Origin of the sequence: Mesorhizobium sp. AD1-1, assembly GCF_020164655.1 — a bacterium.
GTDB lineage: Bacteria > Pseudomonadota > Alphaproteobacteria > Rhizobiales > Rhizobiaceae > Mesorhizobium > Mesorhizobium ciceri.
On sequence record NZ_JAIUGP010000009.1, the window covers coordinates 1 to 26664 of the forward strand.

A 26664-nucleotide genomic window follows, 5' to 3' on the forward strand; every position below is an offset into this window, starting at 1 on the left:
TGGTTGGCCCGCGCGATCATGCAGTCGCCGGTCTCTAACGGCTGGCGCAGCGCATCGAGCGTCTGCGGCGTGAACTCCGGTATTATGGAGCAAACTCACCAAATATGATGATGGTCATCAGCATGCATGGTATTTCCACATCAGTCGCAGCTAAGGCCAAAACGCAAAAGGCCCCATTAAGAACTGGGGCCTTTCATGAACGCATGATGATTGATTCGCGGGTTTCAGCCGCCGATGTCGTCACCTTTACGCATTCTCATCTCCTGTGTGTGTTCCAAACGTAAGCCGTTCTGGTATCTGTTTCAAGCCAAACTAAGGCGGAAATCGAAGGCAAACGTATCGTCATCCTTACTTGGCGTCAATTCGTTCATGTTCACCACTTGGGCCGACTCCCCCGCAGGAATGCTCCATTTTAAGTCCGCATCATTCGGGTGATAGGCCGCTACCGTTTCCACCGAAAGGTGATTGTGAACTGTTACGACCAACTTACGAGTGAACCGCTTAACCCTCTGTCGATTTGGCTCCGCTTCTGCCCGAACCCAATAAGTCAATCTATATCGCACCTTAACCGTTGATAGAGGATGAACGGCGATCTGAAATTCTCGGATGATTGAGTCCTCAAATTCTTCGGACGACCCGACGGTCTTACCATCCACCTTCAAAAAAGTAAAAGACGCCTTCTTCTTTCCATCCGGTGACTTGTTTCCGTTCACGTAGCCAACCTGGGAATCAAAGATAACAGGTATATCTGGTAGGTAACTCCTATAGTTCAGCACCGAATCTTGCGTTAAAAGAAACATCTTGGACGCTGTATCGTAATCAATTATCGCGATGTCTCTCGTCATTTCCTCTAGATACGGCTCAAAAAGATCATGTAGCTTCGAAATTATATAATTGATATGTGGACCTGTTTGCCTTTGCAGAAGATTCCTAGCCCTAGCTTCGAATATTTCTCTCTCCGGTCGAAGGAGAGTGACCAAAGCTATTACGAAACCGGTAATGATAAATAGTATGAAGCCACTCACCCATGAGGCGAAAGCCGCACCAAAAAAGGTGGAAACATTGGATGCGTCGGCAAAACACCACCAAATTATGAGAGTGATCACTGAAGCGATCAAGACAGTAAACAGCACTAGTCGTCCGCGCCAATCGGACCAAGCGACCTCACGCATATAGTGAGTGAACGCCCAAAAGTTCTTTTTCATATCTCCCCCTCCGCCAGCGGCAATACTAACGGGAAAGAGATACAGCGCAAGAACGGTTATATTTCGACAATTAGGCTTCTAAACTGACCTGCCGAACTCCGATCACGTCCATGCACATCATGAAGAACGCGGCGGTGAAGCTACCCCGGCTTATCTTGTTCGCCAGATTGCGCTCGTTCTCGTGCGCGCCTTTCTCGGTCAGCCTCTCGGCCAGCGCCGCATATGTTATGCCCCGGCGCTTAAGCTCGCCTTTCAGTATGTTCTTGGCCCGCTCCTCATAGGGTGCGGTCAGTGAATTATCCGACATCATCATTTCTCCAGAAAAAACATCACGGATGATGATATATACCCTTGCATGTGTTGATTCAATGTCCTATATCCGATGCACAACATCATCGGATTTGATATGTCTCAGCATTTCCTCCTTTCCCCCGCCGCCAAGACCCTCTCGCTGGTCAAGGTCATGCGCATGTCGGACGTGGAAGCCCGCGCTGCTTTCCGTAAGATACGCTGGTCGGAAACGGATGGTGAGCCCGTTTGCCCGGAATGCGGTGGCGTCGGTGCCTATGACCTCAAGACGCGCCAGGTTTACAAGTGCCGCGCTTGCTACAAGCAATTCAGCATCACGTCAGGCACGATCTTTGCCAGCCGCAAGCTGGCCGTCCGCGACATTCTCGCCGCCATTGCCGTCTTCATAAACGGCGCCAAGGGCTATAGCGCCCTTCAACTCTCCCGCGACCTCTCAGTTGATTACAAGACGGCCTTCGTGATGCTGCACAAGGTCCGTGAGGCCATAAAGCTGGCCCGCGACGAAGGCGCTCTATCGGGCAGCGTAGCCGTTGATGGCGCTTACTTTGGCGGGTATGTGAAGCCGGCGAACAACAAGAACGACCGCAAGGATCGCCGCTTGACTGCCAATCAATCCGGCAAGCGCCAGTCGGTTATCGTTGCCCGCGAAGCCGATGGCCGCACGATTACCCACGTCGCTCGCACGGAGGCTGATGGCGTTGCCTTCGTCGCCGCCGCCGTGAAGCACGGTTCAACGGTTCACGCCGACGAAGCTTCGCATTGGGATAAGTTGGCCGCCTATTTCCCGATAAAGCGTATCAACCATCAGGAAGCGTATTCGAAGGATGGCGCTTGCACGAACGACGCGGAATCATTTTTTTCGCGCATTCGTCGCGCCGAGATCGGTATCCACCACCGCATCGCTGGCGACTATCTCGGCTCATATGCCGCTGAGATGGCATGGCGCGAAGACAACCGCCGCGAGGCGAACGGCACTCAATATGCGATGGTTGTCAGCGCGGTAGGTGTCGCTCCGAAGTCGGAAAGGCTCTGCGGATATTGGCAGCGCCGCAAGGGTTAATGCTGGTCGCCCTCATCAAAGCCAAGAAACCTATTCGCCGCGCGGCGCTGCATCCTGCGAATGAACAGCTTCAAGTGATCTTCCAGATCCTCGAAACTCTCCGCCGAGAGGTCTTCGGGGAAAGTGATAGTCACGTCCCCTTCGTCCAATGCGACGACTTCCTGCCGCATCCCCGGCCTAAGCGGGGATACGTCGACCATCTCCGTAGATCGCCGCTGAATCGGACGTGACGGCTCTGGAGCCTGCATCATCTCATCCTCCATGGGGGTTGGCGAATGAGGGTACCCCTTCTCCATACTGGTCGCAAGCGCGATTGTCGTTAGATAGGTCTTTGCTGCTTTCGCGGCGGCATCCGGAGAGAACCCCCGTTTAGCAAGCCAATAACGAAGGTTGCTATCGCTCGGAGGTGTCGGAAAGGCCTTGGCAATCTCCCGGAAAAGACTTGGCTGAAAAGCCATGCGGCGTAGCGCCTCCACTCTGTCCACAGAGTCTTCTGGAGCCATCATGGCAGTGATCGCATCTTCGGTGATTCGGCTCTCATCGCCAGTGCCCTCAATCAGGCCATAGGCGCGTAGCGCGCCGATTTTGCCGAGCGCCGGTCCGCTCAGGCTGTCGTGTCCAAGGTGAGAGGCAACCGCCATCTTAGACACCTTGTTCCGACCGTCATTTTCGTAAAGCTTCCTTGCCATGACCAACGCGCTGGCCAAATCGACAACGGGGTAATTGGGGCTGCGAACCTTCGCCATCTGGTGATCTCCTCTATTTGGTCCGATTATTCTCACGAGCAGATAGAATAATCAATAGAAGAAACCTCAGCGCTAACTCAGAAGGCCCTTGTCAAGCGATCCATTTTCAATATGCTTCGAGTCGCCGGGGGTTAGCCCGACGATTCGAAGCATGGAGAATGCGATTGGAACCCATATGACCGCTTCCTGATCTGACGAGGTCTGATCCACCTGGTCAGTTTCAGCAGCCGCCGCTGGGCGGTAGGGGCCGGGGCGCGAATGCTCCGGTTCCACTCGACTGTCTCGGAAATAATTCCGGAACAGAAACATGCGACCGAAAATCGGCGCAGCACAAAACGACAATGATTCATCTGAGAATCGGCGTCAATCGATTTTCGGTCGTATCCTTTTCAAGGAGAAAAGGAAATGAACGACCGTAAGGTCACGCCGGATATGGTTCCGGTGATCAAGTTGGCCCGTCACCTCCACGTTCCGTATTCGTGGATTTCGGGTTATTACCCCGGCCTCAACTTTGGCCGGATTGCTGACGTGATGGCGGGGCGTAGGTTCCCCGAAATCCCGCCGGCAACAGAACTCCCCGCTGATTTCCCCTTGCCGGGATCGATGGCGGCCTAAAGCGAAGCAATACAGGGGCGGCCTACTGGTCGCCCCTTTTCAGTTTCCACAGCTTGTAAGGTCCGAATGCGTCGTGATCGTCTGTCCAGCCGCATTCCTCAATCAGCCCTTGGATCACACAGACCTTGATGCAAGCCCCGATGCGTTTCCTTATCGTGGTGACAGTCGCCTCATCGGCGGCTAGCCCACGGTCTGAAACCCATAGCTCGGTAATCTGGCGCGACGTAAGGGGCGCGGTGGCTTCCCGCATGGTGTTGAGGACGAAACGCTTCACAGTGCCTTTCACGGCCCGGTGCTTGGTGACGTACTCTTTCAGGGGAGACGTGTCGGCGTTCGGATCAAAGAGCCTGATAGCCGCGTCCAGATGGTCTATATCGACCGTCAGTTTTTTGATCTCGGCGCGGTACTTCTCACGCAAGGCCACAAGCTCGGCGTGCTTGCCGACAAGGCCGGCTACGGTGTTCGGTCTATCGTAGTCGTAAATGTTCACCATGCACGATGATATATACCTCGTTTACAATGGCGTAAACATCATATTTGGTGAGTTTGCTCCATAATACCGGTGAACTCGGGAAACTCGTCGAGGAACAGCACGCCGTGATGGGCCAGCGACACCTCGCCCGGCCGCGCGCGGATGCCGCCGCCGACCATCGCCGCCATCGAGGCCGAGTGGTGCGGCGCGCGGAACGGCCGCCGGTCAGTCAATTTGCCTTCGCCGAGCTCTCCCGCCACCGACGCGATCATCGAGACTTCGAGCAATTCCTTCGGCGCCAGCGGCGGCAGGATCGACGGCAGCCGCTGCGCCAGCATCGATTTGCCCGAGCCCGGCGGGCCGATCATGAGAAGATTATGCCCGCCGGCGGCCGCCACTTCCAGCGCCCGCTTGGCGGTCTCCTGGCCCTTGATGTCGGCGAGGTCGGGCAAATCCAGCGCGGCGGCGTGGATGCCGGCCTCGGGGCGCGACAGCACCTGCGTGCCGCGAAAATGATTGGCGATGGCAATCAGGCTGCGCGGTGCCAGAATGTCGAAATCCTTTCCAGCCCAGGCCGCCTCAGGTCCGCAGGCGAACGGGCAGATCAGGCCTTTGCCCTCGGCATTGGCGGCGATCGCCGCCGGCAAGGCGCCGGCGACCGCGGCAATCGTGCCATCGAGCGACAATTCTCCAAGCACGACATAGCCGGCCAGCATGTCGCCCGGAATGGCGCCAAGCGCAGCCATCAGGCCAAGCGCGATCGGCAGGTCGTAGTGACTGCCTTCCTTCGGCAGGTCGGCCGGCGCCAGATTGACCGTGACTTTCTTCGACGGCATCGACAGGCCGGATGCATGCAGTGCGGCCTGCACCCGCTCGCGGCTTTCGGCCACCGCCTTGTCGCCCAGGCCGACGATGTGCATGTTGACCTTGCCGGGCGCGATCATCACCTGCACGTCGACCGGCACGGCCTCGATGCCCTGGAAAGCGACCGTGCGAACCCGTGCCACCATTTCTTTGCCCCCAAGGCCACAACCCACGCGATGGCCAAGAAATGGCCCCACGGGCAGACAATCACAAATCCTCGGTCAAATCAAGAACATTACGGGAACATGTGAGCGCGTGGGTTGCAGCCGAATTGAGCGCGGTTGCAAAAACGGAACATGGTTAAGACAAAATGAAAACGGCTTACCCGCGCTTGCCTTCGACTGCATCCCAGAACAGGCTGGCGATGTCGGCGCCGCCGAAGCGTTTGACCTCGCGCACGCCGGTCGGCGAGGTGACATTGATCTCGGTCATGTAGTCGCCGATCACGTCGATGCCGACCAGGATGAAGCCACGCTCCTTCAGCGAAGGCCCGATGCGTGCGCAGATCTCGCGCTCGCGTTCGGTCAGCTCGGTCTTTTCGGCGCGGCCGCCGACATGCATGTTGGAGCGGGAATCATGTTCGGCGGGCACCCGGTTGATGGCGCCGACCGGCTCGCCGTCGATCAGGATGATGCGCTTGTCGCCCTTGCGCACGTCCTTCAGATAGCGCTGCACGATATAGGGTTCGCGGAACATCTGGCCGAACATTTCCAGCAGCGAGGCCAGGTTGCGGTCGCCCTCCAGCAGATGGAAGATGCCGGCGCCGCCATTGCCGTAGAGCGGCTTGACGATGATGTCGCCGAATTCCTTGCGGAAGGCGGCGACCTCCAGCGGATCCTTGGTGATCAGCGTGTCCGGCATCAGGTCGGCAAATTCCGTGACGAAGATCTTTTCCGGGCTGTTGCGCACCCAGGCCGGGTCGTTGACCACGAGCGTCTTCGGGTGGATGCGCTCCAGGATGTGCGTGGTGGTGATGTAGTTCATGTCGAAGGGCGGATCCTGGCGCAGCAGGACGACGTCCATCTCCGACAGATCGGTGCGCACCTTCTCGCCCAGCGAATAGTGGCTGCCTTTCTCGTCGCGCACCTGCATCTCCTCAATGCGGGCAAACACCTTGCCGTCGCGCAGCGACAGCCGATCCGGCGTGTAGTGGAACAGCTCATGGCCACGCCGCTGCGCTTCCAGCGACAGCGCGAACGAGGTGTCGCCGGCGATCGACACGGTGGAGATGTGGTCCATCTGGACGGCGATTTTCAGCTTCATGGCGGGTCTCCGGCGGCTCGGATGGACGACTGTCCTGCCTGTACAGGCTCACTGCCCGTCTGCCAATCGCGACCTTTTGAGGATTGGCATCAGCAAGTCGCAAGCTCGGCCCTGCCGGTCATTCCGTGACAGGAGCCAGGCTGCGCGTCCTCATTGTTCCTTGAGCCCGAATCCACACCTCACATCGATCCTTCGAAACAGGTCGCGGTTGCCCATGGAAAATCGATTTCGCGATACGTTTCCTAAAGGGTTTGCTGCCAGTCTGAAAATAAATTCCGAAGTCACAAAACAGGGACACCGATGCAAACTTCGTTTGGCACCGGTCAGGCAAACAGGGAGAGCACGGATCTGGCGTTCACCGATCCGTTGACCGGGCTTGGCAACCATCGCCGCTTCTTCGACAAGGTCGATCGGCTGATCGCCGACCGAGCCGACGATCCCGCGCCCTTTACCGTCGGGATTCTCGACCTCGACGGCTTCAAGCCGATCAACGATCTGTTCGGCCACAAGGCCGGCGACGACATCCTGATCCAGGTCGCGATGCGGCTGCGCGCCTCTATGGACGGCTATTCCACGGTCTGCCGCATAGGCGCCGACGAATTTGCTTTTCTCTATCCGATGGTATTCAGCGAGGACGCTGCGGCCGAAAAGTCGCGCATGCTGATCGAGATCCTGTCGGCGCCCTACGATGTCGGCGAACGCACCGCCAGGCTTTCGGCCTCGGTCGGCTGCTCGTTGTTCTATTCGGGCGACGAGACCACGGAAATCCTCATCAACAAGGCAGAGACGGCACTCTACCACGCCAAGCGTTCCGGCCGTGGCCGCGTCGTCGTCTACACCCGTGAGATGGAAGAAGCGGCCAAGCGCGTCACCCGCATCGAACAGGCGCTGCGCCGGGCTGTCTCGGCCGGCGAGGTGGAACCGCATTTCCAACCCATCGTCGATCTCGCCACGCGCCGCACCATCGGCTTCGAGACGCTGGCGCGCTGGACCGACCGCGACCTGGGTTCCGTGCCGCCGACCGTCTTCATTCCCATCGCCGAGGAGCGCGGCATCATCGGCCCGTTGTCGCAGCTGGTGCTGCGCAAGGCGACGGAGGCCGCCAGAAGCTGGCCGAAGGACCTGTTCCTGTCGTTCAACCTGTCACCCTCGCAGCTCGTCGACCAGAACACCGGCCTGCACATACTGGCGATCCTCGACCGCACCGGCTTCGATCCGCGCCGGCTGGAGATCGAGATCACCGAGACCGGCCTGATGAACGACCCGGCCTCGGCCGCGCAGATCGTCGAGGATCTGCGCCGCGTCGGCATCCGCGTCTCGCTCGACGATTTCGGCACCGGCCAGTCCTCGCTCGGCCGCTTGCGCGAATTCCATTTCGACAAGCTCAAGATCGATCGCGCCTTCGTCTCCTCCATTCTCGACGACAGGCCGTCGGAACACATCATCCGCGCTATCCTCGCAATGTGCGAAGGGCTCGGCATGGACGTCGTCGCCGAAGGAATCGAGCAGGAAGCGCAGGCCGATCGCCTGGTCCAGTTTGGCTGCGCCGGCGGACAGGGCTATCTGTTCGGCAAGCCGGTCGATGCCGACGCCACGCTCGGCTATCTCCGCGGTTCCTTCCGCGGCGCCCTGCGCGCCAAGGCGATCTGACCGGCGGTCCTCCGAGATCCCCAACCCCGACGGTGCTGCCGTGCGCATCCGGTGCGGCGCATTGTCGTTTTGTCTGACATAAGCCCTGAAATTCGGCGGTTCGCCCTTGCCCGCGCGCCTTGCGTGGCTAGGATGCGCGCCGATCACGCTACGGCGCCGCGCGTCTTTCAAGACGCGCAAAGGACGCTGTAGCATTTAACATTTGCGCATGATCCCTTTCCGAAAATCGATCCGATTTTCGGGGTCATGCGCTGGGAGACAACAACGATGATGCCATCGGCGCATTTTGCCGACCTCGAAGGAGCCTCGGTGCTGATCACCGGCGGCGGCTCCGGAATTGGCGCGGCACTGACCGAGGGTTTTGTGCGCCAGGGCGCCAATGTCGCCTTCATCGACATCGCCGACGGCCCAAGCACAGCTCTTGCCGACCGCATCGAGAAAGAATTCGGCCGCCGGCCGCTCTATCTCAAGACCGATTTGCGCGATGTCGAGGCCCTGCGGGCGTCCGCCGCGAAGGCTGCCGAGGCGCATGGCGATGTCACCGTGCTGGTCAACAATGCGGCCTGGGACGAACGCCACGCCGTCGAAGACGTGACGGTCGAGTTCTGGGACAACAACCAAGCCATTAATCTGAGGCCGCATTTCTTCACCGCGCAAGCGGTGGCGCCGGGCATGAAGCGGGCCGGCGGCGGCTCGATCATCAACTTCACCTCGACGTCCTATCTGATCAACCACCCCGACATGCCGTCCTACACGGCCGCCAAGGCCGGTATCCTCGGTCTGACCAAGGGGCTGGCCGGCAAGCTCGGTGTGGACGGCATCCGCGTCAACGCTATTGCGCCCGGCTGGGTGATCACCGAGCGGCAGAAGGAGCTCTGGGTGACCGAACAGGGGCTTGCCGCCCATGTCGCCAAGCAGTGCATAAAACAGGTGATGCAGCCGGACGACATCGTCGGCACGGTGCTGTTCCTGGCCTCGGACGCCTCGCGCATGCTGACAGCGCAGATGCTGGTCGTCGATGGAGGCTTCCTGTGAGCCAAGCCGGCAACGCACCGGCGGTCGCCGCCGTCGACTGGGGCACGACCCGTATGCGGGTCTGGCTGATCGACGGGCAAGGCAAGATGCTTGCCGAACGCCGCGGCGATGACGGCCTGATCACCGCGCAGCAAAAGGGCTTTTCGACCATCCTCGAAGGGCATCTGGCGGCGATGGGAGCACCAGCGGCGCTGCCCGTCATCATCTGCGGCATGGCCGGGTCCCGCCAGGGCTGGCTCGAAGCGCCCTATGTCACCGTGCCGGCGCCGATCGGTGCCATCCTTGCGGGTGCCGCCAGGGTGCCCGGCCAAAGCCGCGACATCCGCATCGTTCCGGGCCTTGCCCAGCGGCTGACTGACGCGCCCGACGTCATGCGCGGCGAGGAAACCCAGCTTGCCGGCGCCGGCCTGCCGGCCAGGGGGCGCCAGCTGGTCTGCATGCCCGGCACCCATTCGAAATGGGTGCTGGTCGAGGACGGCGCTGTCACCGGCTTCGGCACCTGGCCGACCGGCGAGCTGTTTTCCGTGCTTGCCGCGCACTCGATCCTGCGCCACTCGCTCGGCGAGCACCCCAAGCCGGTCACATCGGACAATCCGTTCTTCCGCCGCTGGTGCGAAACCGCATTGGGCGAAGGCGGCGATGTCGCCTCGCGGCTGTTTTCGATCCGCGCCGCCGGCCTGCTGCAGGATCTGAAAGCCGACGATGCCGCCGCCTGCCTGTCCGGCCTTTTGATCGGCGGCGAGATCGCCTCCGCCAGCCGCCGGCATGGCGCCGGCGCCGAACCCGTGGTGCTGATTGCCTCCGGCGCGCTGGCCGCACTCTACCAGGCCGCACTTGGGCTTGCTGGGCTTGAGGTCCGGGCCGTCGACGCCGACGAGGCAGTGCGTGCCGGTCTCGTCGAGGCGGCGCGCGAGAACGGCATGATCGCCAGAATTGGAGCAGCCCGATGAGCCAGACCGCACCGTTTCCAAAACTCAAGCGCGGCCTGGTTGCCATCCTTCGCGGGCTCAAGCCCACCGAGGCGATGGCCATGGGTCAGGCGCTGTTCGACGCTGGCATCGAGGCGATCGAAGTGCCGCTCAACTCGCCGCAACCGTTCTCGTCGATCGCTCGCATCGTCCAAGTGCTGCCGAAAACGGCGCTGGTCGGCGCCGGCACGGTGCTGACCCCGGCCGATGTCGATGGCTTGCACCAGGCCGGAGGGCGGCTTCTGGTCAGTCCCAACATCGATGCCGAGGTGATGGCGCGCGCCATGCATTACGGCATGGTGACGATGCCCGGCGTGTTCACGCCGACCGAAGCCTTCCTGGCGATCAAGCTCGGCGCCTCGGCCCTGAAATTCTTCCCGGCGAGCGTGCTGGGCGCCGGCGGCATCTCCGCGATGCGCGCGGTGTTGCCGGCGCAGACATTGGTCGGCGCCGTCGGCGGTGTCTCCGAAAAAGATTTTGCCGGCTACAAGGCTGCCGGCGTGACCGCCTTTGGTCTGGGCTCCAGCCTGTTCAAGCCGGGCATGAGCGTCGACGAGGTGGCCGCGCGTGCGCAAGCTGCCGTCGCGGCCTGGGATGCGGTGTTCGGAGAAGCAGGATGAGCGAAGCGATCGTTTCGGTTTTTTCCGATCACGTCTGCCAGCTCGGCGAGGGGCCGAGCTACGATCCCGCCACCGATACGCTCTACTGGTTCGACATCGTCAACAGCCAGCTTCTGGAAAAGCGGCTGTCCGGCGGCGCGACCACCGTCCATGAGCTTGGCCAAATGGCGAGCGCCATCGCCGTCATCGACGACAAGCGCCAGTTGATCGCCGCCGAGACCGGCCTTTATGTCCGCGATGTCGCGACCGGCAAGCTGACGCTGCACACGCCTGTCGAGGCCGACAATCCGGTCACGCGCTCCAACGATTCCCGCGTCCATCCCTGCGGCGCCCTGTGGATGGGCACCATGGGCAAGGGCGAGGAAAAAGGCGCGGGTTCGATCTACTGGTTTTTCAAGGGCGAACTGCGCCAGCTGTTTTCGGACATCACCGTCTCCAATTCGATTTGTTTTACCGAGGATGGCGCGATCGCTTACTACACCGACACCTCGACCGGGATGCTGATGCGCGTCGCCTGCGACCCGGCGACCGGTCTGCCTGCCGGTGAGCCCAAGCTGTTCGTCGACCACCGCTCGGCCAAAGGCTATATCGACGGGTCGGTGCTCGACCGCGACGGCATCCTGTGGAACGCCGTCTGGGGCGGCAGTGTCATCGAAGCCTACGGACCCGACGGCAAGCTCGTCCGCACGGTCGCCATGCCGGTGACGCAGCCATCCTGCCCAGCCTTCGTCGGCGCCAAGGCCGACCGGCTGGCGGTCACCTCCGCCTGGTCGGGCAAGGATGAGAAGCAGCGTCTGCTGGATCTGCAGGGCGGCATGACCTTTCTGCTCGATATTCCCGTCAACGGCCGCTTCGAGCCGCGCGTGCTGATCGCCTGATCGAACTGGATTCTACGGTCGGACGGTGCGTTGTCACACCACCGCCCGCACCGTGTCGGTTTCGCGAGAGCCTGACGTCTCGACCATGCGATGGTAGGTGATCGTACCGCCGGGGATCGTTCATCTCATGCCAAGCCGTAAGCCGAAACTGATACTCGTCCATGAGCCGGAAAAGGCTTGTTTCGACCGTCTGGTCGCCGACGGCCATGCGCCGCAGCGCGCAACCGAAATCGCGTCCTATCTGGCGCAGTCGACCGATCTCGCTCCTGAATTCGACGTGCTTGGCCGTGCCTGCCAGGCACGCGGCCTGTCGTTCGCGCCGGTGGCGCTCGACGACGCTGGCAGCGTGCTCGCCGGTGAGCATCCCAGCACAACGCTGGTCTGGACGCTGACCGACGGCATCGCCTATTTCCGCGGCGGCGCGGCGCCCGCTTTGGCGCGACTGGGCGGTTTCAAGACAATCGGCGCCGACGATGCGCTGTTCGCGCTCTGCCAGGACAAGTTCCGCTCCGGCGCCGTGCTCGGCGCGCTCGGCCTGCCGGTGCCACAGGCTGGGCTCGCGCGTGACGGCCAATGGCTGGTCGAGCCGCCGGCCTCGCCCGCCGGCTGGTTCGTCAAGCCCAACCGGCTCGGCGCCAAGATCGGCATCTGGCCGGAGTCGCGCTGCAGCGATCTCGCCCACGCTTTGGAGCTCAGCCGGCGCGTGTTTTCGGCCTATCGCGACGATGTCGTCGTCCAGCCCTACGTCGCCGGCCGCAACGTGCGTGCCAGTTTCCTCGGCCTGGTACCAGATGCCGGGGTCGAAGCGCTTGGCGTGGCCTTTGTCGATTCAGGCGCCGATTTCCAGACCATGGCCGACAGCCTGGCGCTCTACGGCGACACTGGCCAGGCAGCGAAAGCGGCGGGACATTACGCCGAGCCGGAGCTCGTCGCGGTCGCCGACAGCCAGCCGGCCGCCGACGCCAGGATTCGTGCGATCGCCGGGCGGCTGATGAGCGGGCTCGGCCTGCGCGACGTGTTTTCCATCGATCTCAGGGTCGAGGCCGACGACACCGTCCACCTCGTCGAGTTCGAGGTCTGCCCCGGCCTGCCCTGCTTCGATTTCCGCGCCTATTGCCGCCAGCAATGGAGCCTCGAGCTTGCCGATGCCATAGCCGAGACAGCGGCGAGCCGGCTGATCGGCCAAGAGCATCGCGCCTGAAGGCGCGACGGCAGATCGCGGGCCGACGGCGGACGCGTTTCACTACGGCATTCGCTCGACCGCCTGCAAGGCGGGATCCATCTTGTCCCAGGCATGGCCGTGGCTCGTGTAAGTCACCATCTGTGGACTGAACTGTTCCGGATCGTCGAGGCTGGCCGCATGGACCGCTATGAATTCCGGCATGGCGACGGATATCAGAAAGACCGGCGTTCCGCAGGTTGGACAGAAGGTGTGGATTTTTTCATTGCCGCTGGCGCCCGCCACGCGCCAGGTGCTCACCTCCCCGGTAATGGCCATATCGGCACGCTGGCCGAAGGTCAGGTAGGATCCGTGGCCGGTGCCTGAGCGCTTCTGGCAAGCGCTGCATTGGCAGTGGTTCTGGAAGATAGGCTCGTCATTGGTCTCGTAACGGATCGCGCCGCATGCGCAGCCGCCGGTATAGCGCTTGGTCATTGTCGTTCTCCACGGGTCTGATTCTGCTCGAGGCCGCAACATCACGCCGATTTCGGCTTGGCGAAAATATCGATGCCGCTGCCGGTTTCGAGGAAGGATTTCAGGCTGGACAGCACCGCCGGCCAACCCTGGCTGACGCCCTTCGCCATGCCGCTGCCGGCCTCGAGCTCGTCATGGCTGACGGTCAGCCGCACCATGGTGTCGTATTCCTCGATGGCGAACGTCACCCGGCTGGTTTTTGACGGATCGTCCGCCTGCGAAGCGTTCGCCCAGGTGATGACGAGGCGGGTCGGCGGCGAAATCTCGACGACCTTGCCGACGAGTTCGACAGTCCGTTCGTCATTGGCGCGGATGTGCTCCCATTTCGAGCCCGGCGTCCATTCGGAGACGTTCTCGTGGCCCCAGTAGCGCTTTGCGATCTCGGGCTTGATTATGGCCTCGAACACCTTCTGCGGCGTCGAGCGGATATAGGTCACGTAGACAAAGCTGGTCGTTTCCCGGGTCATTGGTCTTCTCCTTCGAGTTCTTGCTTCAGGTCGTGCAGCAGGCTGAGCCGCTGCCGTTCGAATTTCCGTACCCAGCGCTCGTAGACTTCGTGCAGCGGCACGGGATTGATGAAATGCAGCTTTTCGCGGCCGCGCTTGACCGTGCTCACCAGATTGGCCGCCTCCAGCAGGTCGAGGTGCTGGGTGGCGGATTGCCTGGCCATGTCCAGATGGTCGCAAAGCTGACCGAGCGTCTGCCCGTTCTGCTCGCACAGAAGGTCAAGCAGCCTTCTGCGTGTCGGGTCGCCCAGCGCTTTGAAAACCTTGTCGGCGTCCATCTGCCTCACTCTGTTGTAAGGCAGAATATGCAGGTAAATACCTGCATGTCAACCGGCAATCCGACCGGCGTTGAATGACCGCTCGTCGGCACGGCTCCGCACCTGGCAACTGCGCCAGGCAGATCACCGTGAAATCGCGGAGCAAAGATATGTAAAAATGAGCCTGCGAGGCTTCAAACGCCGCCAGGCTCTATCCGATTTTGAGCACGTCTCCGGCTAAAACCGGAACTACGCTTGCAAGGGACCTCAGGCGCCCTCGACCAGGACGATCTCGCCATCGGCGACCTTCTGGCGGATGGCGGCGGCGCGCTGGTATTCCGGCGAGTGGTAGCAATCGTGTGCGGCAGCCAGCGATTCGAACTCGATGATGACATTGCGTGCGCGGCCGGGGCCTTCGGCCTTTTCGTGCTCGCCGCCGCGCGCCAGGAATTTCGCGCCGAAGCGCTCGAAGGCAGGTTTGGCGGCGGAGACATAGTCCTTGTAGCCTTCCGCGTCGCGCACATCGACACGAGCGATCCAGTATCCTTTGGGCATTTTCTTGGTCTCCGAACTTGTTCCTGGAAATCTCAGGCCGAGCGCATCTCGTCGAGGATGGCTTCGGCCGCTTCCCGTTTGTTGGCCGCAGCAATGATCGGACGGCCGACGACGAGGTGGCTGGCGCCGTTGCGAATCGCCTGGCCCGGCGTCACCACGCGCTTCTGGTCGCCATGGTCGCTGCCCGCCGGCCGGATGCCGGGCGTCACCACCGCCATGTCGGGTCCCACGATCCGGCGCACCGCCTCGGCCTCCGCGGCCGAGCAGACGATGCCGCCCATGCCGGCATGCAGCGCCTGTTCCGAGCGCCTAAGCACCAGCGTATGCGGATCGTACTCATAGCCGACGTCGATCATGTCCTGCTCGTCCATCGAGGTCAGAACGCTGACGGCAAGCAGGCAAAGGTCGCTGCCTCTGGCCGCCTCTACGGCGGCCTGCATGGCCTTGGGATAGGCGTGGATGGTCAGCATGGTCACGCCCATCTTGACGATGTTCTCGACACCCTTGGCCACCGTGTGGTCGATGTCGAGCAGCTTCATGTCTAGGAAGACGTTGGTGCCGCCGCTGGCCAGCTCCCTGGCGAAGTCGAGCCCGCCGGCGAAGGCAAGCTGGTAGCCGATCTTGTAGAAGGAGACGATGCCGTCGAGTTCGCGCACTGCCTGCTCGGCTTGCTTCACTGTCGGCACGTCGAGGCCGACGATGAGCCGGTCGCGCATGCTATTGGCGATCATGCCTCGATCCGGGTGGACAGCAGGCGCGAGGTCTCGATCAGCGTGCGGCATAGGTGCTCCATCGATTTGTGCAGTCTTTCGTCACGGAAATTTCCATCCTCGTCGAAGGCGTCACCGCCGTCGGGCACCGAGCATTCCGGCGTCACCACCTCCATCTGGCAACGCACCAGCACCGCGCGCAGATGGTTGATGCAGCGGATACCGGCAAAGTGCCCGTTGGAGGACGAGCAGAGGCCAACGACCTTGCCGGCCAGCGGCCTGACTGGCCGGCCACCATCCCTGCGCACCCGGCTCACCCAGTCGATCGTGTTCTTGAGCAGCGGCGGAATGGAGCCGTTATATTCGGGTGTGGCGATCAGCAGCCCGTCATGGGCGATGATCAGACGGCCGAGTTTCTGGGCGTTTTCGGGAACGCCTTTTTCCTTTTCCAGGTCCTCGTCCATGATCGGCAGGGGGTAGTCGGCGAGCGAGATGCGGGTCACCTCGGCACCTTGCATGGCGAGTTCCTTTTGCGCCACGTCGGCGGCCCTGCCGCTATAGGCGCCGCTGCGCACCGAGCCGGCGAAGACGAGGATTTTCGGGATCACTGCCATTGGCCACCCTTGTTCCCGGACAGGTACAGCCAAGGACGGCTCAAATCAACGGCTCGATAGGGGAATAGGGCAGTAGGGAATATGGGAGTAGAAAATAGCCTGGAAATGGAACCCTTCATCCCTACTCTCTTACTCCCCTATTGCCTTATTCCCTTCTCACTAGTGCGCTTCGCGGCGATAGATCCACAGCTGCGTCGGCGGAATGTTGCGGAGGATGAAATCGAAATGCTTGACCGTGTAGTCACCGCGGCCGGCCGGGATCGGCGACATCGGTCCGTAGGTCAGCTGCACAATCGGCCGTCCGGCCGGGATGCGGTCGAGCAGGCTCTCGATATAGGCGATGCGCTGGGCGACCGGAAAGTTGAGCAGCGGCACGCCCGAAACGACGGAATCGAAGATCATCCCGCTCTTGTCGCCAAGCGTGGCGTTGAGGTTGAAGGCGTCGCCCTCGATGACGTTGACGCCGGGATAGAGCCGCCGCAGGTGACGAACGAAATCCGTGGAATATTCGACAGCGTAGAGGTTTTCGGGGCGTACGCCCTGGGCGAGGATGGCGCGGGTGATGACGCCGGTACCGGGACCGACCTCGAGCACTGGCAGGCCGGATTTAGGATTGACGATCGAGGCCATCTTGCGCGCGGTGATCGAACTGGTCGGCACGATCGAGCCAACCGTCTTCGGCTTGTCGATCCAGCCCTTGAAGAATTTGAGTTCGTCGTCGAACTTTTCGACAAGCGCCTTCCGCAGTCCAGGGCCACGTGTCATGCAAGCTCTCCTCAGCGCTCCCCGCAAAGTTACTTAGCACCTGAGCGGTGCTAGGCAAGGCGCGGCCGGACGCATGTCGTGGATAAGATAATTTTCGTCGCGTCTCAAGGGGTGACGCGATTCAAGGATTTACACGTCGCAAATCGGCTTACGCGGGCCAAAGCGCATCAACGCTCGCCGAAAGACTCGAAGAAATCCTTCATACGGGCGAAAAAGCCGCTCGATTGAGGCGAATTGTCCTGCGAGGAGAGCTGTTCGAACTCCTCCAGAAGTTCGCGCTGGCGCCGGGTCAGGTTCTGCGGCGTCTCGACCGCGGTCTGGATGTAGAGGTCGCCGACATTAGGCTGGCGCAGCACAGGCATGCCCTTGCCCTTGAGGCGGAACTGGCGCCCGTTCTGTGTGCCTTCGGTCACCTTGACCTTGGTCTGCGTGCCGTCCAGCGTCGTCACCTCGAAGGAGCCGCCAAGGGCTGCCGTCGTCATCGAGATCGGCACCTTGCAATAGAGATCGGCGCCGTCGCGTTGGAAGAACTCGTGCGGTTTGACCGCCAGGAAAATATAGAGGTCGCCCGAGGGCCCGCCGCGCAGGCCGGCTTCGCCCTCATTGGCAAGGCGGATGCGGGTGCCGTCCTCGATGCCGGCCGGGATGTTGACCGACAGCGAACGCTCCTCGGTGACGCGGCCCTGGCCGGCGCATTTCGGGCACGGGTCCTTGATCGTCTGGCCGCGCCCCTGGCATTGCGGGCAGGTCCGCTCGATCGAGAAGAAACCTTGCGTGGCGCGCACCTTGCCGTGGCCGTTGCACATCGAGCAGGTGACGGGCTGGGTGCCGGGCTTGGCGCCGCTGCCCGAACATTCAGAGCACGAGATCGACGCCGGCACCCGGATCTGAGCGGTCTTGCCGGCAAAAGCCTCTTCCAGGGTGATTTCCATGTTGTAGCGCAGGTCGGCGCCGCGCTCGCGGCCGCCCGACGAGCGGCGCTGGCGCCCGCCCATCATGTCGCCGAAAATGTCCTCGAAAATGTCGGCGAAGCCGCCGGCGCCAAAGCCCTGGGCCCCGCCATTCATGCCGCCCTGTTCGAAGGCGGCGTGGCCGAAGCGGTCATAGGCCGCGCGCTTCTGCGGGTCTTTCAGCGTCTCGTAGGCTTCGTTGATTTCCTTGAACTTGTGCTCGCAGGAATGGTCGCCGGGGTTGCGATCGGGATGGAACTGCATGGCGAGCTTGCGGAAAGCGCTCTTGAGCTCCTTCTCATCGGCGCCTTTTTGCACGCCCAGCGTCTCGTAGAAATCAGCTTTCATTTTTTCCCGCTGTCCGGATGCTCAACGTCTTGAAGCATTGTTGCGTCTCTTGCCGGCACTGACGCTTCGATTTAGGTGCGATGGAAGGGGGATGCCAGTGTCGACGCGGCTTTGCCTGCATTTTTTCAGCAAGGCCCGCTGTTTTTCTGCAAGGGGTTGCAAAAAAGCCCGGCCTTCGCCGGGCTTTTCGCTTTATCTTGCCGTCAAACGGTTCAGGCCGACTTCTTCTTGTCGTCGTCCTCGTCGATTTCCTCGAAATCGGCGTCGACAACGTCACTGTCCTTGGCGGCGTCCGCCTTGGCGTCGGCTTCCGCCGCTTCCTTCTGCGAAGCCTCGTACATGGCCTGGCCAAGCTTCATAGAAGCCTCGGCCAGCGCTTGGCTCTTGGCTTCGATGTCGGCCGCGTCGTCGCCTTCGGTCGCGGTCTTCAGCGCCGCGATCGCGTCGGAGATCGCCGTGCGCTCGCCTTCCGAAACCTTGTCGCCATATTCCTTCAGCGACTTCTCCGAGGAATGCAGCAGCGCTTCGGCCTGGTTGCGGGCCTCGACCAGCGCACGCCGCTTCTTGTCGGTCTCGGCATTGGCCTCGGCGTCCTTGACCATCTTCTCGATGTCGGCGTCCGAAAGACCACCCGATGCCTGGATGCGGATCTGGTGCTCCTTGCCGGTCCCCTTGTCCTTGGCCGAAACGTTGACGATGCCGTTGGCGTCGATGTCGAAGGTGACCTCGATCTGCGGTACGCCGCGCGGCGCCGGCGGAATGCCGACCAGGTCGAACTGGCCGAGCGCCTTGTTGTCGGCGGCCATTTCGCGCTCACCCTGGAAGACCCGGATGGTCACTGCCGACTGTGAGTCCTCGGCCGTCGAGAACACCTGGCTCTTCTTGGTCGGGATCGTCGTGTTGCGTTCGATCAGGCGGGTGAACACGCCACCCAGCGTCTCGATGCCGAGCGACAGCGGCGTCACGTCGAGCAACAGCACGTCCTTGACGTCGCCCTGCAGCACGCCGGCCTGGATGGCGGCGCCGAGAGCGACGACCTCATCCGGATTGACGCCCTTGTGCGGCTCCTTGCCGAAGAACTGCTTCACGATTTCCTGGATCTTGGGCATGCGGGTCATGCCGCCGACCAGGACGACTTCGTCGATCTCGCCCGCCTTCAGGCCGGCATCCTTCAACGCCGCCTTGCAAGGGGCAATCGTGCGTTGGACGAGGTCGTCGACCAGCTGCTCGAACTTGGCGCGCGTCAGCTTCAGCGTCAGGTGCTTCGGCCCGGTCGCGTCGGCGGTGATGAAGGGCAGGTTGATTTCGGTCTGGGTGGTCGACGACAGCTCGATCTTGGCCTTTTCAGCCGCCTCCTTGAGGCGCTGCAGGGCAAGCTTGTCGTTCTTCAGGTCGATGCCCTGTTCCTTCTTGAACTCGGCCGCCAGGTATTCGACCAGGCGCATGTCGAAATCCTCGCCGCCGAGGAAGGTGTCGCCATTGGTCGACTTGACCTCGAACACGCCGTCGCCGATTTCGAGAACCGAAATGTCGAACGTGCCGCCGCCAAGGTCATAGACGGCAATGGTCTTGCCTTCCTTCTTGTCGAGGCCATAGGCAAGCGCTGCCGCGGTCGGCTCGTTGATGATGCGCAGCACTTCAAGGCCGGCGATCTTGCCGGCATCCTTGGTCGCCTGGCGCTGGGCGTCGTTGAAATAGGCCGGAACGGTGATGACCGCCTTCTCGACCTTTTCGCCGAGATAGGCTTCCGCCGTCTCTTTCATCTTCTGCAGGATCATGGCCGAAATCTGCGAGGGCGACTGCTTCCTGCCGCCGGCTTCGACCCAGGCATCGCCATTGTCGCCCTTGACGATCTTGTAGGGGACAAGCTTCTTGTCCTTCTCCGTCACCGGATCGTCATAGCGGCGGCCGATCAGGCGCTTGACCGCGAAGATGGTGTTTTCAGGATTGGTGACCGCCTGGCGCTTGGCCGGCTGGCCGACCAGACGTTCGTCGTCGCCCGAGATGGCGACGATGGAAGGCGTCGTGCGCGCGCCTTCCGCATTCTCGATTACCTTGGGCTCCTTGCCATCCATGATGGCGATGCAGGAGTTGGTGGTGCCGAGATCGATACCGATTACTTTTGCCATTTCTCTAGTCTCTCCGCTAAGCAGGCTCTCAGGACCCGTACAGGCGTTCCGACGAAAGCCCCTGTTCACAAGAAATCCCGTTCCGGCAACCGGCATTCCGGCGCCGAACGGCTTGGCGCGTATATAAGAACAGGCGGCATCGCGCGCAAGCATTCTGCGCAGGCCTTCCATGAACCTTTCCATCTCCGCCCGCGACTGATCTCCAGGTGCCGCATGGTGCGGCCCGGAAAGGAAGCCCCCATGACCAATAACCCAGAGGCTCTGAGGTCTCCGGGAACAACAGGAGCTCGGCGCGACCACCGCCTTCGGGACGGGGTCGATGCGCTGGGCTTTCCGCTGATTCCGTTGACCCTGCGTAAGACCAGGCGTATCGTCGTCTTGAGGAAAGCAGACAATTCGATCAGGGAAGAACGAGCCGGACCGCCGCGCCTTGCCCTGATTTGCGCGGCCAGCCCCGACGTTCTCCCGTCGACTACGGGGGGTAGTGTCATGTCTCGCATCCGCGGCTCGTTCGTGTCGTCTCTTGATGGCGGCTTGCGCCGTGCTGTGCATCCAGGCGGGTTGCTGGCGCTGGCGCTCGGCCTGTGGCTGGGCGCCGCGCAGGCGCAGGAAACCCGGATCATCTATCCCGGCTCGATGGCGGTGACCGGATTCTCCGGCACCATCATTCCCAATTTCGACCCCCCTGATTCCGAAAAAGAGGGCCTGCCGCCCGGCGTCGATCCGGTCGACGAAACCTTCATCGACCCCACGCGCGCCACCTTGCGCGTGTTCGACGTTTCGCATCTGGGCGGCCCAGCCTCCGGCCAGCTGGTCAACACGCCGCCGCCCTTCGAGGTGACGGCGGAGCAGATCGGCCAGGTGTTCGGCGTCACCTATGATGACGGCGTGCGCGACGGCGTTCCATCGGGCATTCCCAATCTCTATGCCGGCGCCACCTCGCTGCACGGCATCCGTATCGTCACCCCGGATGCCGACGATGACGGCCGCCCCGAGAGGCAGCGCCGCGGCGCTGCCGGCGCCACCTTCATGGATGGCCAGTTCGGCACCGAAAACGGTGGCGGGCCGGGCACCGTCTGGAAGATCGACGGCATCACCGGCCAGGTCTCCAAATTCGCCGACATCGACACCAACAGCGGTCCCGGCATCGGCAATCTCACTTTCGACGCCACTCACCGCGAGTTCTTTGCGTCCGATCTCGACACCGGCCTGATCCATCGCATCGACGCCGAAGGCAGACTGATCGACAGCTTCGATCACGGCGTTGCCGGCCGGCCCACGCATGGGCTCGCTCCCGTCGCCGACGATGGTTCGGTGATGGACATACAAGGTGCCGCCTTCGATAGCGAAGACCCCGACAGCTGGGGCTACACGCAGGACGAGCGCCGCGTCTGGGGTGTCTCCTACCATGGCGGCCGGCTCTACTATTCGGTCGGCGAAAAGTCGGAAATCTGGTCGGTGGGCATCGCTCGCGACGGCAGTTTTGTCGGTGACCCGCGCTGGGAACTGACGGTCAGGGCCGACAAGGACTACGCCGTCACCGACATCGCCTTCGACAATAGCGGCTTCATGTACCTGGCCCAGCGCGGTCCGGTCGAGAACCGTTACGATTACAGCCAGTTCGCCGATTCCGGTAAAGGCGAGGTCATCCGCTACTTCCGGGAGAACCCGGACGATCCGGAAACGGAATCGGTCTGGGTCGAAGTGCCGCAGGAATATGCGGTCGGCTTCCCCCAAGGCAACCGGCAGTCGGCCGGCGGTCTTGATCTGCAATATGGCTATGATGCCGACGGCAATCTCGACAGCTCCGTCTGCACGCAGACGCTGGTCAACACGGGCGACAAGCTGCGCGACAATCCTTCACTCGCCGAACAGCTCGCAGCCGGCGGGCCGCTGGCCGTACACGGTGTGCAGATCACGCCGAAAGAGCTGGTCAAGCCGGCCAATGTGCCGCCCTTCGGCTCATGGTTCGTCGACTTCGACGGTTATTTCGAAGACCCGGAGGTCGAGGGCCATGTCGGCGATGTTGCCGTCTGGCACCCTTGCGAGGGCCGCGCCGGCTATTACGAGGAAATCCCGGGCGGCTACCTGCCCCCCTTCTACCCGCCGGATTTCCCACCACCCGGCAACCTGCCTCCATGTCTCGACGTCGACGACGTCCAGTATTACTGCACGCCTTCCGGCCTCGAGGCCGATCTCTATCTCCATGACCATGCCGGCTTCGGCGGCGATTCGATCAAGGTCCAGTCCAGGACGCCAGGCGTCGGGGTGACATCATCCCAGTCGCATGCGCCCGGCAAGCCCTACACGATCGACATCACCGGCCACTATCCGGGCGACACAGTCGATGTCGGGCTCTGCTTCTACAGGAAGTCCGACAAGGACAAGGGTGGCTATTACCCTTGCTGCAAGATGACTTTGCCGCTCAGAACCCCAGCCGCCAGCTGCGAACGTTGAGGAGGGGAAGATGAAAAATCTCGCACTCTCCCCGCTCGCAACGAACGCCCAAACAACCGTCATGGAGACGATCATGAAACCCCTGTCATACGCCAGGCGCGGCGCGCGCTGGCTGATGGCGGCCGGTATCGCGGTCGCCATGTTCACCCCGGTGCAAGGCTTTGCAGAAGACGCTGCCTCGATCACCCCGGAGCTGAAGCTCGATCTCGACAGTTCGCGCGTCGTCACTCCGAGGCCTGACCAGGTGGTGCCTTTCTTCACCAAGACAGGCACTCAAAGAGGCTGCGATTACGTCGTCTACTCGCTGAGCTTCGGCTTGCGCGGCGATCCGCAGGGCCTTGCCGACCCGAGCCTCGAGGCCAGGCTGAAGAAGGTCAGGATCGACTTCAAGGACCAGCTTCCGCACGGCCTTGCGATCATCAACGTCAACGTGTCCGGCGACGGCACGGATTCGTCCGGCGGACCACTGCCGGGTGCAACGATCAGCACTTCGGCAAATCCGAACGATACTGCCACGGTTTCCGATTTCCGCATCTCCACGTCCGATCTCGACGGCGTCGGCGCTGCCAACGAGCGTGTGATCAACTTCGCGATCACGGCCAAGATCGATCGTGCGGCATTTCCCGCGCCGACGATCGTCGACAACCAGGGCATGATCAAGGTGACGGCCGGACCGGGCACCGGGACCATCATCCCGTCGCAGGATCCGGGCAAGCCCGACGACGGTGACTTCAAGACCGGCGTGAAGACCTCGATCAAGATCGACGTCACCAAGTGCAATCCGCCACCGCCACCTCCCGGCAAGGAATGCTTCAAGGTGGAACGCGGTACGGTCGACTGCGTGCCTGGCGGCGGCGCCTTCATCTATCACATGCCGGTCGGCCCGGAGATGGGCGGCAAGTGGGTGCAGGTGTCGACGAGCACGCCAGGCATCAACATCATCCCCGATACCCAATTGGTGCCGGCGGGCGGCGGTGTGCTCAACTGGAAGATCGTCGGTGCCTCGCCCGGCGACGTCATCCACCTCATCGTCACCGGCATCGAAACCTATGCCGGTCCGAAGGAAGGCTGGGGCCTGTGCTGCACGCAGACGATCGACATCGTCATCCCGCGTGACCAGAGGTGCCCGCCCAGGGACAAGGAGCCGGACCTCAAGGTCGAGAAACGCGCCGACGTGACGCGTTGCACGATGGGCGGCGGCTGCGACTTCACCATCAGGGTCACCAATGTCGGGACCGGAGCCTACCACGGCAAGATCGTGCTCGACGAGGTGACGCTGCCGGCCGGCTCGACGCTCGATTCAGGGCCAAATCCACCTTGGGTCTGCATACCCGGAACCACCCCGATGACCTGCACCTATCCGGTGACCACGCTCAATCCGGGGGCCTCCGTCGACCTCAAGCTTGGCTTCAAGCCGGCCGGAGGCTGGCAAGGCGGTGCTTTACGCAACTGCGCCACCTACAATTATGGCGCCAGCGGCAAGCCGCTGTTCGGCAGCCAGTCGAACGATCGCGGCTGTGCCTCGATCCCGATCTGCCGGCGCGGCGACCGTGACCGCGACTGCCGGCCGCCGGTGGAGAAGAAGGTCGACCTGATCCTGAAGAAGCGTGCCCGCGTCCCGGTCTGCTCGGCCGACGGCATCTGCACCTTCGTGATCGACATCATCAACAACGGCAGCGCCACCTACAATGGACCGCTGACGGTCATCGACAATTATCCCGGCGGCGCGCCGTCGTCCTCGACCTTCGGCCCGAACCCGCCCTGGACATGCGGACCGAACGGCCCCGGCCAGTTCCGTTGCGACAATGCCGGCATCTCGCTGCCTGCGGGCGCCTCGACGCCGATCTTCGTGAAGGCGGTCATGCCGGCCGGCTACCAGTCGGACACTGTCGAGAATTGCGCTGAGGTGAAGCCCATCCCCGGTGAAAACGACCTCACCAACAACAAGGCCTGCGCCAAGGAACGCTTCCGTCATCCCAATGGCGGCAAGCCGACCCTGCGCATCACCAAGGTGTGCAACGGCTCGCTCGCCGGTGCCGCGGTCGTCTCTTGCCGCATCACCGTCATCAGCCTTGGCACCGCTGCCCCCAACGGTCCGGTGCGGGTCAACGATGCCGCCACGCTGGTGGCCGGCGGCGCGCCCGTCCAGATCCAGACCGTCACCCCCGACGGCGCGGAATGGGCGTGCGGACCGGTTCCGGCCAATGCGCTGTCGTGCCAGATTCCCGGTGCCGTCATGACACCTGGAACCAGCCGCCACTTCGACGTGACGGTCTCGGCGAATGGCGCGTTCGAAAACTGCGCGCGCGGCTCCTATGGGCCTGCGCCGGGCGACGACGTCGTCTATCCCTTTGGCCAGGCCTGCGCCAAGGGCGGCGGTTCTTCGACCATCCGTGTCGAAAAGACCGGCGACCGCGAATGCAGGCTCGGCCAACCCTGCTCGTTCGAGATCACCATCGCCAATGACGGAGCGACCGCCTTCTCCGGGCCGGTCCGCATCGGCGATGCGATCGGCGTGGAGGGGCTCGGCAGGCTGGAAGGCGTTGAGATCACCTCGATCGATCCGCCCTTCGGCTGCTCGCCGGAACCGGCAACCTTGCCTGCGTCCTGCATTGCCAACCTGACGCTCGGCGCCGGCCAAAGCCGGGTGCACCATGTCACCGTGGTCATTCCCGACGACGGCCGCCTGGCCAATCTGCAGGGCAATGTCAGCGGCCAGAATTGCGTCGGCGTGCTGTCTCCCGACACACGGGTGCAGGGCGGTGGCGACGTGCTTGGCGGCGATCAGACCAATGTGCAGGGCGATCGCGGCAAGGCCTATGCCTGCCATCCCTTCACCATCAGCCAGGAGACGAGGAAGGAATGCTCGCAAGGCTTCGTCATGAACGATGCCGGCCGCTGCGTCTGCCCCGAAGGCACCACCTACCGCAACGGCCAGTGCTCGCCGGGCGGTGGTATCGTGCCGAAGCCGGAACAGCCGAAGCGCTGTGTGCTGCTCGAGGGCCAGATCCGCACCGAGGACGGACGCTGCGTCTGCCCACGCGGAACCGGGCTCGAGAACGGCAGGTGCGTCAGGACCGACAAGCCCGAGCAGTGCACTATCCGTGGCCAGGTCCACAATGCGGATGGCGATTGTGTTTGCCCCAGGGGAACCGAGATCAGGGGCAATGCCTGCCGCCCGATCCAGCCAAAGCCGGAGCAGTGCACGATCCGTGGCCAGGTCCACGATGCCGATGGAGACTGTGTCTGCCCGCGAGGGACCGAGGTGCGCAATGGCGCCTGCCGTCCGATCCGGCCGAAGCCTGAGCAGTGCATCATCCGTGGCCAGGTCCACGACGCGGACGGAGACTGCGTCTGCCCGCAAGGCAACGAGGTCAGAAACGGCGCCTGCCGCCCGATCCGGCCAAGGCCTGACCAGTGCACCATCCGTGGCCAGGTCCACGACGCCGACGGCAATTGTGTCTGCCCGAGGGGTACCGAGGTGCGGGGCAATGCCTGCCGGCGCAAGCAGCCGACGCAGGAGCAGTGCGACATACGCGGCCAGGTCCATAACAAGCGCGGCGAATGTGTCTGCCCGCGCGGCACCGAGGTGATCAACGGCGCATGCCGCAGGCAGGAGGTGGAATGCGCACCGGGCTCGCAGATGATCGATGGCCAGTGCCAGCCGATCATCAGGAGGCGCTGCCCGGAAGGCACGATCGGGCGCTACCCGAACTGCCGGGCGGTCCGCGGACAACCGTCGCTGGAGCTGAACCCCGGCCTGCTGCTGCAGCAGGTGCTGCCACGGCGCAGGCCGCAGGTCGAACAGCGGCAGGACCAGGTTCCAGACAGAATCCTGAAGCTCCAGCAGCAATAACCACCTGCTCGACACGAGACCAGAAACCCCGCCGGAGCAATCCGGCGGGTTTTTCTTCGCTGCTGTGGGGGCAAGCGGAATTGGCCGCACCATGATCGCGTATAACGGCACGCGTCCAAGCCTGCGCGTCGACCGCGCC

The 26664-nt window shown here is 62.5% G+C and carries 24 protein-coding genes and 2 pseudogenes; 10 read left to right on the top strand and 16 right to left on the bottom strand.

What is annotated here, in order from left to right; translation table 11 throughout:
- From LB519_RS17700 to LB519_RS17710, 3 genes and pseudogenes are all read right to left on the bottom strand, one after another.
- Window positions 1–80, bottom strand: a pseudogene (locus tag LB519_RS17700) (ATP-binding protein); the annotation flags it as partial.
- A gap of 222 nt (window positions 81–302) precedes the next feature.
- Window positions 303–1205: a hypothetical protein gene (locus LB519_RS17705; protein ID WP_224620756.1), complete on the bottom strand. Its 903-nt coding sequence runs from the start codon at window positions 1203–1205 to the stop codon at window positions 303–305.
- Window positions 1206–1275: 70 nt separating this feature from the next.
- On the bottom strand, window positions 1276–1512 hold the full coding sequence (locus LB519_RS17710; protein WP_224620757.1) for a DUF6471 domain-containing protein: 237 nt from the start codon (window positions 1510–1512) through the stop codon (window positions 1276–1278).
- Between the two features lie 99 nt (window positions 1513–1611).
- Here LB519_RS17710 and LB519_RS17715 point away from each other — a divergent pair, with 99 nt between their 5' ends.
- On the top strand, window positions 1612–2574 hold the full coding sequence (locus tag LB519_RS17715; RefSeq protein WP_224620861.1) for an IS1595 family transposase: 963 nt from the start codon (window positions 1612–1614) through the stop codon (window positions 2572–2574).
- Here the strand turns inward: LB519_RS17715 and LB519_RS17720 are convergent.
- Window positions 2571–3320, bottom strand: coding sequence for a hypothetical protein (locus tag LB519_RS17720; RefSeq protein ID WP_224620758.1), 750 nt, complete (start codon window positions 3318–3320; stop codon window positions 2571–2573). The genes LB519_RS17715 and LB519_RS17720 overlap by 4 nt on opposite strands.
- Window positions 3321–3725: 405 nt before the next feature.
- Here LB519_RS17720 and LB519_RS17725 point away from each other — a divergent pair, with 405 nt between their 5' ends.
- The gene (locus LB519_RS17725) at window positions 3726–3935 is read left to right on the top strand and encodes a hypothetical protein (protein ID WP_224620759.1); all 210 of its coding nucleotides are present in this window, start codon (window positions 3726–3728) and stop codon (window positions 3933–3935) included.
- A gap of 22 nt (window positions 3936–3957) precedes the next feature.
- Here LB519_RS17725 and LB519_RS17730 read toward each other — a convergent pair whose 3' ends face one another.
- The 3 genes and pseudogenes from LB519_RS17730 to gshB all read right to left on the bottom strand — a co-directional run bounded on the left by LB519_RS17730 (window position 3958) and on the right by gshB (window position 6534).
- Window positions 3958–4428, bottom strand: coding sequence for a hypothetical protein (locus LB519_RS17730; RefSeq protein WP_224620760.1), 471 nt, complete (start codon window positions 4426–4428; stop codon window positions 3958–3960).
- 68 nt (window positions 4429–4496) lie between these two features.
- A pseudogene (locus LB519_RS17735) lies at window positions 4497–5417 on the bottom strand (YifB family Mg chelatase-like AAA ATPase); the annotation flags it as partial.
- 175 nt (window positions 5418–5592) lie between these two features.
- Window positions 5593–6534, bottom strand: a complete 942-nt coding sequence (gene gshB / locus LB519_RS17740) for a glutathione synthase (RefSeq protein WP_127808436.1) — start codon at window positions 6532–6534, stop codon at window positions 5593–5595.
- Window positions 6535–6834: 300 nt separating this feature from the next.
- On the opposite strand from gshB, the gene LB519_RS17745 reads away from it, so the two are divergent.
- From LB519_RS17745 to LB519_RS17770, 6 genes are all read left to right on the top strand, one after another.
- Window positions 6835–8184, top strand: a complete 1350-nt coding sequence (locus tag LB519_RS17745) for a putative bifunctional diguanylate cyclase/phosphodiesterase (RefSeq protein ID WP_224620761.1) — start codon at window positions 6835–6837, stop codon at window positions 8182–8184.
- Window positions 8185–8451: 267 nt separating this feature from the next.
- Window positions 8452–9219: an SDR family NAD(P)-dependent oxidoreductase gene (locus LB519_RS17750; RefSeq protein ID WP_024502164.1), complete on the top strand. Its 768-nt coding sequence runs from the start codon at window positions 8452–8454 to the stop codon at window positions 9217–9219.
- Window positions 9216–10169, top strand: a complete 954-nt coding sequence (locus LB519_RS17755) for a 2-dehydro-3-deoxygalactonokinase (RefSeq protein ID WP_224620762.1) — start codon at window positions 9216–9218, stop codon at window positions 10167–10169. The genes LB519_RS17750 and LB519_RS17755 overlap by 4 nt, the downstream gene beginning before the upstream one ends.
- On the top strand, window positions 10166–10807 hold the full coding sequence (locus LB519_RS17760; protein ID WP_013528597.1) for a 2-dehydro-3-deoxy-6-phosphogalactonate aldolase: 642 nt from the start codon (window positions 10166–10168) through the stop codon (window positions 10805–10807). Before LB519_RS17755 ends, LB519_RS17760 begins: the two co-directional genes overlap by 4 nt.
- On the top strand, window positions 10804–11685 hold the full coding sequence (locus tag LB519_RS17765) for an SMP-30/gluconolactonase/LRE family protein (RefSeq protein ID WP_224620763.1): 882 nt from the start codon (window positions 10804–10806) through the stop codon (window positions 11683–11685). The genes LB519_RS17760 and LB519_RS17765 overlap by 4 nt, the downstream gene beginning before the upstream one ends.
- A gap of 127 nt (window positions 11686–11812) precedes the next feature.
- Complete coding sequence (locus tag LB519_RS17770) at window positions 11813–12886, top strand: D-alanine:D-lactate ligase-like protein (protein WP_224620764.1); 1074 nt, start codon at window positions 11813–11815, stop codon at window positions 12884–12886.
- Window positions 12887–12928: 42 nt separating this feature from the next.
- Here the strand turns inward: LB519_RS17770 and LB519_RS17775 are convergent, their stop codons facing one another.
- From LB519_RS17775 to dnaK, 9 genes are all read right to left on the bottom strand, one after another.
- A complete protein-coding gene (locus LB519_RS17775) occupies window positions 12929–13339 on the bottom strand; it encodes a GFA family protein (RefSeq protein ID WP_224620765.1) in 411 nt (136 codons plus the stop codon).
- 41 nt (window positions 13340–13380) lie between these two features.
- Entirely contained in the window at window positions 13381–13845 is a 465-nt protein-coding gene (locus tag LB519_RS17780; protein ID WP_013528593.1) for an SRPBCC family protein, read from the bottom strand.
- Window positions 13842–14162: an ArsR/SmtB family transcription factor gene (locus tag LB519_RS17785; RefSeq protein ID WP_013528592.1), complete on the bottom strand. Its 321-nt coding sequence runs from the start codon at window positions 14160–14162 to the stop codon at window positions 13842–13844. The genes LB519_RS17780 and LB519_RS17785 overlap by 4 nt, the downstream gene beginning before the upstream one ends.
- A 246-nt stretch (window positions 14163–14408) precedes the next feature.
- The gene (locus LB519_RS17790) at window positions 14409–14696 is read right to left on the bottom strand and encodes a DUF1330 domain-containing protein (RefSeq protein ID WP_024502158.1); all 288 of its coding nucleotides are present in this window, start codon (window positions 14694–14696) and stop codon (window positions 14409–14411) included.
- A 32-nt stretch (window positions 14697–14728) separates the two neighbouring features.
- Window positions 14729–15427 carry an orotidine-5'-phosphate decarboxylase gene (pyrF, locus tag LB519_RS17795; protein ID WP_013528590.1) on the bottom strand — a complete coding sequence of 233 codons (699 nt, stop codon included), beginning with the start codon at window positions 15425–15427 and terminating at the stop codon, window positions 14729–14731.
- Window positions 15424–16020 carry an NADPH-dependent FMN reductase gene (locus LB519_RS17800; protein ID WP_127368655.1) on the bottom strand — a complete coding sequence of 199 codons (597 nt, stop codon included), beginning with the start codon at window positions 16018–16020 and terminating at the stop codon, window positions 15424–15426. The genes pyrF and LB519_RS17800 overlap by 4 nt, the downstream gene beginning before the upstream one ends.
- Window positions 16021–16179: 159 nt before the next feature.
- Window positions 16180–16785 (bottom strand): phospholipid N-methyltransferase PmtA, encoded by a 606-nt coding sequence (gene pmtA / locus LB519_RS17805; RefSeq protein WP_027161171.1) that lies wholly within the window; start codon window positions 16783–16785, stop codon window positions 16180–16182.
- 167 nt (window positions 16786–16952) lie between these two features.
- Window positions 16953–18083: a molecular chaperone DnaJ gene (gene dnaJ / locus LB519_RS17810; RefSeq protein ID WP_013528587.1), complete on the bottom strand. Its 1131-nt coding sequence runs from the start codon at window positions 18081–18083 to the stop codon at window positions 16953–16955.
- A gap of 212 nt (window positions 18084–18295) precedes the next feature.
- Window positions 18296–20212 carry a molecular chaperone DnaK gene (dnaK, locus tag LB519_RS17815; RefSeq protein WP_024502156.1) on the bottom strand — a complete coding sequence of 639 codons (1917 nt, stop codon included), beginning with the start codon at window positions 20210–20212 and terminating at the stop codon, window positions 18296–18298.
- A 213-nt stretch (window positions 20213–20425) separates the two neighbouring features.
- On the opposite strand from dnaK, the gene LB519_RS17820 reads away from it, so the two are divergent.
- Together LB519_RS17820 and LB519_RS17825 are read left to right on the top strand one after the other, a co-directional pair.
- Window positions 20426–22669, top strand: coding sequence for a hypothetical protein (locus LB519_RS17820; RefSeq protein WP_224620766.1), 2244 nt, complete (start codon window positions 20426–20428; stop codon window positions 22667–22669).
- Window positions 22670–22679: 10 nt separating this feature from the next.
- Window positions 22680–26525, top strand: a complete 3846-nt coding sequence (locus tag LB519_RS17825; protein WP_224620767.1) for a DUF11 domain-containing protein — start codon at window positions 22680–22682, stop codon at window positions 26523–26525.
- The last annotated feature ends 139 nt before the right edge of the window (window positions 26526–26664 follow it).